Source organism: Bacillus pretiosus, assembly GCF_052947655.1.
Genome location: NZ_CM129593.1, coordinates 1,196,256 through 1,208,044 on the forward strand (window position 1 = coordinate 1,196,256; position 11,789 = coordinate 1,208,044).

Genomic DNA, 11,789 nt, shown 5'->3' on the forward strand with positions numbered 1-11,789 from the left:
ATAATTGCCTCCTGAAGAATGTCATACAACATTATGACTATGTAGAAAAGAAGGATTTAATGATTGAATTTACCAATGAAAAAGCAGTAAAACTGATATCAGTTTTACTGCTAAGGAAAAAATTAAGCGATTTTTTCAATAATAATGGATGCACTCGTACCAAGAGCTAATGATAATCCAAGTCCTGTAACAATTACTTCAACTAATGATGGAGTTGTCGTAATTTGCGTAATTGCTTGAACAACGATAGGTGCTCCAACTGAGATTAAAGTCGTTCCGGTACCAGGTACAGGTACCCCATTTACTTGGATTGTAAGTCCTCCTAATAGACTTACGGCTGCAGTATATACGATAACAGTGATTTTATAGAATCCAGTTTCACTAATTACGAAAGTATCGGCATCTAATTGAGAAATTGCTGTGCCGAACTGAGATCCAACAGTATTAAATGGTACTGGAGCATTAAGTCCAAGATCCAAAGAAATTCCACCGGAGTTAAATGCATATAATCCTGCTGGAAGTCCTAGTCCTGATGGTCCAGTCGGTCCAGTTGGCCCAGTTGGTCCAGTCGGTCCAGTTGGTCCAGTCGGTCCGGTAGCACCAGTTGGCCCAGTCGGTCCAGTAGTACCAGTGTCTCCAGTTGGCCCAGTCGGTCCAGTAGTACCAGTGTCTCCAGTTGGCCCAGTTGGTCCAGTAGCACCAGTGTCTCCAGTTGGCCCAGTTGGTCCAGTAGTACCAGTGTCTCCAGTTGGTCCAGTCGGTCCAGTCGGTCCAGTCGGTCCAGTCGGTCCAGTTGGTCCAGTCGGTCCAGTCGGCCCAGTCGGTCCAGTCGGTCCAGTTGGTACAGTTGGCCCAGTCGGCCCAGTCGGCCCAGTCGGCCCAGTTGGTCCGGTAGGAAGGGTAAACGGTGGTATTGGTGGTAATGTTGGTCCTACAAGATTAGGGTCAAATGCACTAGCTGATAAAGATTCATCGGGATTCAATCCATCTGAATAATTATTATTTGACATAAATTCACCTCCATAAAGCGTTCATTATATAGTAGATGCAAAACCGGAAGAAAATGACACGGACATTTGAATTATTGAAAAGAAATCTTAAACTGCTTGTGTAAGTTAAAAAAGTGGAAAGTTTATTGTATGTATAACATATGATTGATTTGGAAGAGGGTGATTATGTTGAACAAGCAAGGAATCACAATTAGTTTATGTATGATTGTTCGAGATGAGGAAGATACAATAGGTCGATGTTTAGAGGCAGTAGAAAAAATTGTTGATGAAATTATTGTAGTTGATACAGGTTCCATTGATCGAACGAAAGAAATTGTAGCTCAATATACTTCCAACATATATGACTTTCCATGGATTAATGATTTTGCGGCAGCTAGAAATTTTTCTTTTTCGAAAGCAACACAAGAATATATATTATGGCTAGATGCTGATGATGTGTTATTAGAAGATGCTCAAGAGGCATTGATCCTATTAAAAAGAGAATTAGATCCTAATGTGGATGCAGTTTCGATGCCGTATCATCTTGCAATGGATTCTAACGGGAAACCTTTATATTGTACAAAAAGAAATCGACTTGTAAAGCGTGAAAAACAATTTCAATGGTTTGGAAAGGTTCATGAATATTTAGCTATTTCTGGTGAAACTTTTAGTAGTAATGTTGCTATTACACATAAAAAAGAAAAAAAGGTAACAAATCGTAATTTGAAAATTTTTCAAGATGCTGTAGCAGCTGGAGAAGAATTGAGTCCGAGAGATTTATTTTATTACGCGAATGAATCTATGGATAATCAAAAATATGATGATGCAGTTCTACTATATGAAACATTTCTTAATCAAGACGAAGGATGGTATGAAGAGAAAATTTATGCATGTGGTAAGTTAGGAGATTGCTATGCAAAGATTGGAATGTGGGAGAAAGCAGTTGAATCTTGCGTGAAGTCGTTTCGATATGATGTTCCTAGAGGAGAGAATTGTACAAGAATAGGATATATATATATGGAACAACAAAAATATAACGAAGCGATATTTTGGTTTAAACTTGCAACGGAAGTACCAATGGCGACGGAGAGTCCGTTTCATAGTCCAGCGAGCTACACATGGCTTCCCTATTTACAAATGTGTATTTGTTATAGCAAGTTAGGAGAGCAAGATAAAGCTTATTATTACAATGAACTAGCAGCTTCTTATGTTCCGAATAATGCTGCAATTGAATATAACCGCAAATATTTTCGGGGTGTTTTTGATAAACAATATAAAGTGTAATAAGTTTCGTTTTGTTAGAAATGATTTATCGTTATTCTAACACTAATAGATTGGTTATATATTAGTGTATCAGTAATGGAACCAATATTTGGTGAATGAGATTTATATTTCAAATTCAATTTGCATAAGGAGTGTGTAAAATGAATTCCCCAAAAAATTCTTTATACGAAGAAAAGTCCGGGCATTATTATAATGCAGTGAATCCGAATTTATTAAAGCATATAAAAAAGGAATGGAAAGAAGTTCTTGATATCGGTTGCTCGAGTGGTGCATTGGGAGCGGTCATAAAAGAAAATGGCACACGTGTATCAGGAATCGAAGCATTCCCAGAGGCGGCAGAACAAGCAAAAGAAAAACTAGATCATGTTGTTTTAGGCGATATAGAAACAATGGATATGCCGTATGAGGAGGAGCAATTTGATTGCGTCATATTCGGAGACGTATTAGAGCATTTATTTGATCCGTGGGCTGTAATAGAAAAAGTAAAGCCATATATAAAAGAAAATGGTGTGATTTTAGCAAGTATACCAAACGTTGCTCACATTTCAGTATTAGCGCCGTTACTTGCTGGAAATTGGACGTATACAGAATATGGTTTATTAGATAAAACGCATATTCGTTTCTTTACATTTAATGAAATGCTCCGAATGTTTTTAAAAGCAGGTTATTCGATTAGTAAAGTAGATCGTGTATATGTTGATCATAAAATGTACGAACCACTTATTGAGGAATTATATGGAATTTGTAAAAAATATCGTCTTGGAAGTGGCTTCATGGCTGAGACGGTCGTATTTCAGTATATTATTGAAGCAGAAAAATCACAGCTATGAGTGCTGCTGAAAAAACAATATTATTTGTTACATGTATAAATGATCGGAAAATGTATGCACAGTGTGTACGACATATATTGAGCTTAGCAGTGCCTCCAGGGTATACTGTACAATTTATGCCAATTCGGAATGCGAAAAGTATGACGAGCGGATATAATCAAGCGATTTCGCATCCAGCGAAATATAAAGTATATATACACCAAGATGTTTTCATTATGAATGTGGCATTTTTATATGGATTACTTCAATTATTTAACGAACATGAACATCTTGGAATGATTGGAATGATTGGAGCCCAATATGTTCCTCCAAACGGGATATGGAATGAAGGCAAGGGAGTTATTGGGAAAGTAATTGGTTATATGAACGATTTATTTTATATGGCAACTCAAGAACAGCCGTACCATGAGTCAAAAACATTTATGCCTGTGGAATGTATCGACGGTTTATTGATGGCAACGCAATACGATATTCCCTGGCGAGAAGACTTGTTTGATGGGTTTGACTATTATGATGTATCTCAGTCGTTTGAATTTAGAAAAGCTGGCTATACAGTTGGGGTTCCTGTACAGCGTGATGCGTGGTGCATTCACTATCATATTGATGTGAATATGACCAACTATGACAAGTATAGAAAGATATTTGTGGAGAACTATATGTCAGATGTAAATCAAGACGAATAGAGGGGCTACAAAATGAAGGATCGTACAATATTAGTTGTTGTTTGTGTAAATAATGAAGAGCTATTTGAACAATGCGAGAGACAAATAAGAAACCTTTTTGTTCCCCCTGATTATGTCGTACAAATTTTTCCGATACGAGATGCGAAAAGTATGGCAAGCGCATATAACCGAGCACTTTCATATCCCGCGAAGTATAAGGTTTATATACATCAGGATACTTATCTTATTAATCGAGAGATGTTCTATACAATTATTTCCCTTTTTAAAGATAATGAAAAGCTCGGCTTAATTGGAGTAGCTGGAGCCCAATTTTTACCGAGTAACGGGATATGGTGGGAAGGGAAAAATTTAGTAGGGAAAGTGATTGAGTATAGAAGACGGAATTATCAATTATTAAATTTAGATCAGGGGTTTTATGGAAGCCAATCTTTTATGTCGGTGCAGGCAATTGATGGCTTATTCATGGCAACGCAGTATGATATTCCGTGGCGAGAAGATTTGTTTCAAGGGTTCCACTTTTATGATGTATCACAGTCTTTAGAGTTTCAAAGGGCTGGTTATTTAATTGGTATCCCAAATCAATCAAATTTATGGTGTATTCATTATAACGGAGATGAATTTGATGCGGATACATATGAGAAAGATCGAAAAGTGTTTGTAGAACAGTATAAAGATATTTTATCTCCATCATAAGGGAGAGATGCAGAGTGAAAGGGATTATTTTAGCAGGTGGTACTGGATCGAGGCTATATCCAATAACGAAAGTAACGAATAAACATTTGCTTCCTGTTGGACGTTACCCAATGATTTATCATGCAGTATATAAGCTGAAACAATGTGAGATTACAGATATTATGATTATTACAGGTAAAGAGCATATGGGAGATGTTGTTAGTTTTTTAGGAAGCGGTCAAGAGTTTGGCGTGTCCTTTACGTATCGTGTGCAAGATAAGGCTGGCGGAATTGCACAAGCATTAGGGCTTTGTGAAGATTTTGTTGGGAATGATCGCATGGTAGTTATATTAGGCGATAACATTTTTTCGGATGATATTCGTCCGTATGTTGAAGAGTTTGCAAATCAAAAAGAAGGTGCGAAAGTACTGCTGCAATCTGTAGATGATCCTGAGAGATTTGGCGTAGCAAATATTCAAAATCGTAAAATAATTGAAATTGAAGAAAAGCCGAAAGAGCCGCAAAGTTCCTATGCAGTCACAGGAATTTATTTATATGACCCGAAAGTCTTTTCTTATATAAAAGAATTAAAACCTTCCGCAAGGGGAGAGCTTGAAATTACAGATATCAATAATTGGTATTTAAAACGAGGGGTACTTACTTATAATGAAATGAGCGGTTGGTGGACTGATGCAGGAACTCATGTTTCTCTTCAAAGGGCGAATACGTTAGCGCGGGATATAAACTTTGGTAAACAGTTTAACGGAGAATAGGTGAGAATATGAAAGTTATAGAAACAAACTTTACCGACGCGAAATTGTTAGAACCGAGGTTATTTGGAGATGAGCGTGGCTTTTTTACTGAAAGTTATAATAAGAAGGTGCTAGAAACATTGGGAGTTACGTATTCATTTGTACAGGATAATGTTTCGTATTCGGCAGAAGCGGGAACGATTCGGGGATTACACTTTCAAAAAAATCCGAAAGCACAAACGAAACTTATTCAAGTTATGCAAGGAGCAATTTATGATGTTATCGTTGATTTGCGAAAAAATTCACCAACGTTTAAACAGTGGAGAGGATATATTTTAAGCGCGGATAATCATCGGCAATTATTAGTGCCAAAAGGATTTGCACATGGTTTTTGTACACTTGTCCCGCATACTATTGTTATGTATAAAGTAGATGAGTATTATAGTGCTAATCATGACTCAGGGGTACTTTGGGACGATAAAGACTTAGCAATTCCATGGCCGGTAACAAGCCCTATTTTGTCTGATAAAGATCGAATATTACCGTTACTTCAGGAATATGAAGATAGTTTTTGAGTAGGAGAGTTGTGTATGAATATATTAGTAACAGGTGGGGCCGGATTTATTGGAAGTAATTTTGTGCATTATATGTTACAAAGCTATGAAACATATAAAATTATTAATTTCGATGCATTAACATATAGTGGAAACTTAAATAATGTAAAGTCCATTCAAGATCATCCGAATTACTATTTTGTAAAAGGTGAAATTCAAAATGGAGAGCTGCTGGAGCATGTTATTAAGGAACGTGATGTGCAAGTAATTGTCAATTTCGCAGCTGAATCACATGTGGACCGTAGTATTGAAAATCCGATCCCTTTTTATGATACAAATGTAATTGGGACAGTCACCTTATTAGAATTAGTAAAAAAATATCCACATATTAAACTCGTGCAAGTATCAACAGATGAGGTGTACGGCTCGTTAGGTAAGATAGGTAGATTTACCGAGAAAACCCCGTTAGCTCCAAATAGTCCATATTCTTCAAGCAAAGCGAGCGCCGACATGATAGCTTTATCTTATTATAAAACATATCAATTACCAGTTATAGTAACGCGTTGCTCCAATAACTATGGGCCGTATCAATATCCTGAAAAGTTAATTCCGTTAATGGTTACGAATGCGCTGGAAGGAAAAAAACTACCGTTATATGGCGATGGATTAAATGTAAGAGATTGGTTACATGTAACGGATCATTGTAGTGCGATTGACGTTGTTCTGCATAAGGGACGTATAGGAGAAGTATATAATATAGGTGGAAATAATGAAAAAACCAATGTAGATGTTGTGGAACAAATTATATCTCTCTTAGGAAAAACGAAAGAAGATATTGCGTATGTTACAGACCGTTTAGGGCATGATCGTCGTTATGCGATTGATGCACAAAAGATGAAGAATGAGCTCGGGTGGGAACCGCAGTATACGTTTGAAAAGGGGCTAAAAGAAACGGTGGAATGGTATGAACATCATATAGAATGGTGGAAACCACTAAAAGAAAAATAAGGGGCATATAAATGAAAGAACGGATTATCATAACGGGAGCAAATGGTCAATTGGGAAAGCAACTACAAGAAGAGTTAAATGCTGAAGAATATGACATATATCCATTTGATAAAAAGTTACTAGATATAACAAATATATCCCGAATGCAGCAATTGGTACAAGAAATAAGGCCACATATAATTATTCATTGTGCAGCGTATACGAAGGTTGATCATGCTGAGAAAGAACAAGACCTTGCTTATGTAATAAATGCAATAGGAGCTCGAAATGTAGCGGTTGCTTCACAATTAGTAGGGGCGAAATTAGTTTATATTAGTACCGATTATGTATTTCAAGGTGACAGACCAGATGGCTATCATGAGTTTCATAATCCATCACCGATAAATGTATACGGGGCTTCTAAGTATGCGGGAGAGCAGTTTGTCAAAGAGTTACATAATAAATATTTTATCGTTCGAACATCGTGGTTATATGGTAAGTATGGAAACAATTTTGTGAAAACGATGATGCGGTTAGGAAAAGAAAGAGCAGAATTATCTGTTGTAGCGGATCAAATTGGTTCTCCTACTTATGTGGCGGATTTAAATGTGATGATTAATAAGCTCATTCACACTTCTTTATACGGTACGTATCATGTATCAAATAGAGGCTCATGTTCTTGGTTTGAATTTGCCAAAAAAATATTCTCGGATGCAAATATGAAAGTGAATGTATTACCTGTTTCAACCGAAGAATTTGGATCGGCGGCAGCTAGACCGAAATATTCTGTTTTCCAACATAATATGCTACGATTAAATGGTTTTTCACAAATGCCTTCTTGGGAAGAAGGATTAGAGCGGTTTTTTATAGAAACAAAAAGTCATTAACAAAATTTAAGTTAATGACTTTTTTGTTTGCCTTTAAGAGGTTTTATGGTACTATAATTATAGTATCAGGTACTAATAACAAGTATAAGCAATTCTGGGAGGATATATCATGGAACTATTACAAGGGAAAACATTTGTTGTTATGGGCGTTGCGAACCAAAGAAGTATTGCGTGGGGAATTGCTCGCTCTTTGCATAATGCAGGTGCAAAATTAATATTCACATATGCAGGAGAACGTTTAGAAAGAAACGTTCGTGAATTAGCGGACACATTAGAAGGACAAGAATCACTTGTATTACCTTGTGATGTAACAAATGATGAAGAACTTACAGCTTGCTTTGAAACAATCAAGCAAGAGGTTGGTACAATTCACGGTGTTGCACACTGTATTGCTTTTGCAAATCGTGATGATTTAAAAGGTGAATTTGTAGATACTTCTCGCGATGGATTTTTACTTGCACAAAATATTAGTGCATTCTCTTTAACAGCTGTAGCAAGAGAAGCGAAGAAAGTAATGACAGAAGGCGGAAATATTTTAACGTTAACATACCTTGGCGGCGAGCGCGTTGTGAAAAACTATAACGTTATGGGTGTTGCGAAAGCCTCATTAGAAGCGAGCGTAAAATATTTAGCTAACGATTTAGGCCAACACGGCATTCGCGTTAACGCTATTTCTGCAGGACCAATTCGTACGTTATCTGCAAAAGGCGTAGGCGACTTTAACTCAATTTTAAGAGAAATTGAGGAGCGCGCACCACTTCGTCGTACAACAACTCCAGAAGAAGTTGGGGATACAGCAGTATTCTTATTCAGTGATTTAGCACGCGGCGTAACAGGAGAAAACATTCATGTTGATTCAGGGTATCATATCCTAGGATAAATATAATATTAATTTTTAAAGGACAATCTCTAAATGTTGAGATTGTCCTTTTTATTTGTTCTTAGAAAGAACGATTTTTAACGAAAGTTCTTACCACGTTATGAATATAACTATAATAGTACACGATTTATTCAGCTACGTATGGAAGTGGGAGGGACGAGTGTGAAGAATAAAAATAAAAGTTCAACAGTTGGAAAACCGTTGTTATATATTGCGCAAGTAAATTTGGAACTTGCTGCACCGAAAATAAAAAGAATTATCTTAACAAACTTTGAAAATGAAGATCGAAAAGAGGAAAGTAATAGAAACGAAAATATTGTAAGTAGTGCTGTGGAAGAGGTAATAGAGCAACAAGTAGAAGAAAAAATGGAAGAAGCGGAACAAGTACAAGAGCAACAAGAACAACAAGAACAACAAGAACAACAAGAACAACAAGAACAACAACAACAAGAGCCAGTGAGAACTGTCCCGTATAATAAATCATTTAAGGATATGAATAATGAAGAGAAGATTCATTTTTTATTAAACCGCCCTCATTATATTCCGAAAATAAGGTGCAGAATAAAAACAGCTACAGTCTCATATGTTGGATCAATCATATCGTATCGTAATGGAATTGTAGCTATTATGCCGCCAAATAGTATGCGAGATATTAAGTTGTCTATAGATGATATCCAATCGATTAGTATGGCTGGCTTTTAAATATGTAAAGGTGGTAGAAAATCTTCTACCACCCCAATAGTTTTTTAGTTTACTTAACTTATTAGATAGAAACGTCGCGTAAGCACTGAATCGCACAGAAACAGCTTAAATCTACAGTGATACAAGTAGATGTCGAGATTAATCTTGCATTTGGTACAGCTAAAAACGTACAAATTGGATCGTCACCAGGCGGTACAGGAGAACCGTCACCTAATACTACAGTTAACACACGTAAGACAGCACAGCTATCGTCATCTACACTTTCCACACGGAAAATTGGAGATCGGCAGCTAGTAAGGCTTGCAGATGGTGCAAATGCTTCAAATGGTGTGCCAGCTTTTGTGTATAAAATAAAAGGGCGTGTATTTGCTACTGATGCAGTGTTGTGTGCACCTAAAAATGGAATTTCACAACCAGATCCACACGTTGTTGTAGAACAATCTTGTAATTCATTGATGAATTTTACAACGTCAACTACACAATGAGAAGAGCTATGGTGTTTATTTTCGTTACAACTCATTAATGTCACTCCTTATCTTCTTGTTTGTATTTACATTAATAAGATATTGGAGTCGAGGAGATTTGGTCACAATCTCAAGACCTTTTTTTTTAAATAGGCGAAAGAAGATAAGGGAAGGTGGAATCATGCTGTTTACAAGCTGGCTTTTATTTTTTATTTTTGCGTTAGCTGCCTTTAGGCTCACTCGTTTAATTGTTTATGATAAAATTACAGCCTTTTTGCGAAGACCGTTTATTGATGAGTTAGAGATTACAGAGCCAGATGGAAGTGTATCAACTTTTACAAAAGTAAAAGGTAAAGGATTAAGAAAGTGGGTTGGCGAATTATTAAGCTGTTATTGGTGTACAGGTGTATGGGTTAGTGCTTTTTTATTAGTTTTATATAATTGGATTCCTATCGTTGCAGAGCCTTTACTTGCATTATTAGCTATTGCAGGAGCAGCGGCAATCATTGAAACGATTACAGGATATTTTATGGGAGAATAATATATTTTCATAATACGAGAAAAAGCGGAGTTTAAAGGAATGAGGGAACGGAAATAAAGAGTTGTTCATATAGTAAATAGACAGAATTGACAGTAGAGGAGATGTTTGCTGTGAGTAATAGTCCAAGGCAAAATTCATATGACCTGCAGCAATGGTATCATATACAGCAACAACACCAAGCACAACAACAGGCATACCAAGAACAATTACAACAACAAGGATTTGTGAAGAAAAAGGGATGTAATTGCGGGAAAAAGAAGAACACAATAAAACATTATGAAGAATGAAACACTCATATTACTGTGAGTGTTTTTTATTATAAATATAAAAAGCGGTATTTCTAATGAAGAAATACCGCTTTTTACTAGCTAATTTGTGCAACTGTTAATGCTGCAGCACGGATGTCCACAGTTCCAATTAACTCAACTGGTACAATTTGAATTAAATCACCAGGGTTTAAGTTAATAAGAATAACACCACTGGATACGTCTACTTCACCAGTACCAATAACGTTAGAACGAACTGCTGTACCTGATCCAGGAATAATGTTAGCTGGCGTACCTAATGATAAGAAGAAACGACCAGCTTCTGGTGCAACAGGTGAGTTATCAAGACTAATTGTTAATGTATAACTGATTTGATAAATACCAGCTCGTAGAATTCGAATACCATCTCCGACACTTACTGTATCATTTATTACAGGAACAGTAATATTTGGGTTTGGACTTACGCTAGGTAATAGTAATGGTGTGAATAGTGAAGCAAACTGAGGTGCAGACGCGTTGAAAGCAAAACCGAAGGCAGGTAGTGTACTAGCTGGTTTCGCCTCGCAATCGATTTTAGTAAATTCGCAATCAGAAGAGAACATGTTTTTCACTCCTTTATCTGTTTCTACTTTCAGTTAATGAAAAGGACAGGTTCTATGTTCTAGACAAGTTCCCAATTTTATGAAAAATACATAATAATAGCTTTTAAGCATGGATTGGGTGGCAGAAAACTCTGCCACCCAATCCATGCTTAAATTAATATTTAGTTTTATATAGAAACATCACGTAAGCATTGAATAGCGCAGAAACAACTTAAATCAACAGTAATACAAGTAGATGTCGATACTAACCTTGCATTTGGTACAGCTAAAAACGTACAGATTGGGTCATCACCAGGTGGTACAGAGGTACCATCACCTAAAACTACAGTTAATACACGTAATACAGCACAGTCATCATCATCTATACTTTCTACGCGAAAGATTGGAGATCGGCAGCTAGTAAGGCTTGAAGATGGTGCAAATGCTTCAAAAGGTTCTCCAGTCTTTGTGTATAAAATAAAAGGACGTGTATTCGCTACTGATGCATTGTTATGTGCACCTAAAAATGGAACTTCGCAACCGGATCCACATGTTGTAGTTGCGCATTCTTGTAATTCATGTATAAAACGAACGACATTCGATACACAGTTGAAATCACAATCATGGTGATGATGGTCTTCGTTACAATTGCAGCTCATTATGTTCACTCCTTATCGTGAGTTCTGACATACACTATTACAATATGAATGAGATATG

Annotated in this window: 16 protein-coding genes; 12 read left to right on the top strand and 4 right to left on the bottom strand. The window is 36.6% G+C overall.

The window, feature by feature from the left end; all coding sequences use genetic code 11:
* Nucleotides 1-122 precede the first annotated feature (122 nt).
* Nucleotides 123-1,010 (bottom strand): BclA C-terminal domain-containing protein, encoded by an 888-nt coding sequence (locus ACU8YW_RS06215; protein WP_446894045.1) that lies wholly within the window; start codon nucleotides 1,008-1,010, stop codon nucleotides 123-125.
* A 165-nt stretch (nucleotides 1,011-1,175) separates the two neighbouring features.
* Between ACU8YW_RS06215 and ACU8YW_RS06220 the strand changes: the two genes are divergently transcribed.
* From ACU8YW_RS06220 to ACU8YW_RS06265, 10 genes are all read left to right on the top strand, one after another.
* A complete protein-coding gene (locus ACU8YW_RS06220) occupies nucleotides 1,176-2,273 on the top strand; it encodes a glycosyltransferase (RefSeq protein ID WP_088062484.1) in 1,098 nt (365 codons plus the stop codon).
* Between the two features lie 140 nt (nucleotides 2,274-2,413).
* Nucleotides 2,414-3,103, top strand: coding sequence for a class I SAM-dependent methyltransferase (locus ACU8YW_RS06225; RefSeq protein WP_088062486.1), 690 nt, complete (start codon nucleotides 2,414-2,416; stop codon nucleotides 3,101-3,103).
* Nucleotides 3,100-3,786 carry a glycosyltransferase family protein gene (locus ACU8YW_RS06230; RefSeq protein ID WP_088062488.1) on the top strand — a complete coding sequence of 229 codons (687 nt, stop codon included), beginning with the start codon at nucleotides 3,100-3,102 and terminating at the stop codon, nucleotides 3,784-3,786. The genes ACU8YW_RS06225 and ACU8YW_RS06230 overlap by 4 nt, the downstream gene beginning before the upstream one ends.
* Before the next feature lie 12 nt (nucleotides 3,787-3,798).
* On the top strand, nucleotides 3,799-4,479 hold the full coding sequence (locus ACU8YW_RS06235) for a glycosyltransferase family protein (protein WP_088062490.1): 681 nt from the start codon (nucleotides 3,799-3,801) through the stop codon (nucleotides 4,477-4,479).
* Nucleotides 4,480-4,493: 14 nt separating this feature from the next.
* Nucleotides 4,494-5,231: a sugar phosphate nucleotidyltransferase gene (locus tag ACU8YW_RS06240; protein ID WP_088062492.1), complete on the top strand. Its 738-nt coding sequence runs from the start codon at nucleotides 4,494-4,496 to the stop codon at nucleotides 5,229-5,231.
* Nucleotides 5,232-5,239: 8 nt separating this feature from the next.
* Complete coding sequence (gene rfbC / locus ACU8YW_RS06245) at nucleotides 5,240-5,785, top strand: dTDP-4-dehydrorhamnose 3,5-epimerase (RefSeq protein ID WP_088062494.1); 546 nt, start codon at nucleotides 5,240-5,242, stop codon at nucleotides 5,783-5,785.
* Nucleotides 5,786-5,800: 15 nt separating this feature from the next.
* A complete protein-coding gene (gene rfbB / locus ACU8YW_RS06250; protein WP_426933913.1) occupies nucleotides 5,801-6,772 on the top strand; it encodes a dTDP-glucose 4,6-dehydratase in 972 nt (323 codons plus the stop codon).
* 11 nt (nucleotides 6,773-6,783) lie between these two features.
* Complete coding sequence (gene rfbD, locus ACU8YW_RS06255) at nucleotides 6,784-7,638, top strand: dTDP-4-dehydrorhamnose reductase (RefSeq protein WP_147786908.1); 855 nt, start codon at nucleotides 6,784-6,786, stop codon at nucleotides 7,636-7,638.
* A 109-nt stretch (nucleotides 7,639-7,747) separates the two neighbouring features.
* The gene (gene fabI / locus ACU8YW_RS06260; RefSeq protein WP_000421885.1) at nucleotides 7,748-8,518 is read left to right on the top strand and encodes an enoyl-ACP reductase FabI; all 771 of its coding nucleotides are present in this window, start codon (nucleotides 7,748-7,750) and stop codon (nucleotides 8,516-8,518) included.
* Nucleotides 8,519-8,659: 141 nt separating this feature from the next.
* Entirely contained in the window at nucleotides 8,660-9,220 is a 561-nt protein-coding gene (locus ACU8YW_RS06265; protein WP_446894046.1) for a spore coat CotO family protein, read from the top strand.
* A 61-nt stretch (nucleotides 9,221-9,281) separates the two neighbouring features.
* Here ACU8YW_RS06265 and exsY read toward each other — a convergent pair whose 3' ends face one another.
* A complete protein-coding gene (gene exsY / locus ACU8YW_RS06270; RefSeq protein WP_088062499.1) occupies nucleotides 9,282-9,740 on the bottom strand; it encodes an exosporium assembly protein ExsY in 459 nt (152 codons plus the stop codon).
* A 125-nt stretch (nucleotides 9,741-9,865) separates the two neighbouring features.
* On the opposite strand from exsY, the gene ACU8YW_RS06275 reads away from it, so the two are divergent.
* Together ACU8YW_RS06275 and ACU8YW_RS06280 are read left to right on the top strand one after the other, a co-directional pair.
* Nucleotides 9,866-10,225 carry a DUF1360 domain-containing protein gene (locus ACU8YW_RS06275; RefSeq protein ID WP_000899663.1) on the top strand — a complete coding sequence of 120 codons (360 nt, stop codon included), beginning with the start codon at nucleotides 9,866-9,868 and terminating at the stop codon, nucleotides 10,223-10,225.
* Between the two features lie 101 nt (nucleotides 10,226-10,326).
* Nucleotides 10,327-10,512 (top strand): hypothetical protein, encoded by a 186-nt coding sequence (locus ACU8YW_RS06280; protein ID WP_033657682.1) that lies wholly within the window; start codon nucleotides 10,327-10,329, stop codon nucleotides 10,510-10,512.
* A 77-nt stretch (nucleotides 10,513-10,589) separates the two neighbouring features.
* Here the strand turns inward: ACU8YW_RS06280 and exsF are convergent, their stop codons facing one another.
* Nucleotides 10,590-11,093: an exosporium protein ExsF gene (exsF, locus tag ACU8YW_RS06285; protein ID WP_000492937.1), complete on the bottom strand. Its 504-nt coding sequence runs from the start codon at nucleotides 11,091-11,093 to the stop codon at nucleotides 10,590-10,592.
* A gap of 167 nt (nucleotides 11,094-11,260) precedes the next feature.
* Nucleotides 11,261-11,731, bottom strand: coding sequence for a spore coat protein CotY (cotY, locus tag ACU8YW_RS06290; protein ID WP_001277699.1), 471 nt, complete (start codon nucleotides 11,729-11,731; stop codon nucleotides 11,261-11,263).
* Between the last annotated feature and the right edge of the window lie 58 nt (nucleotides 11,732-11,789).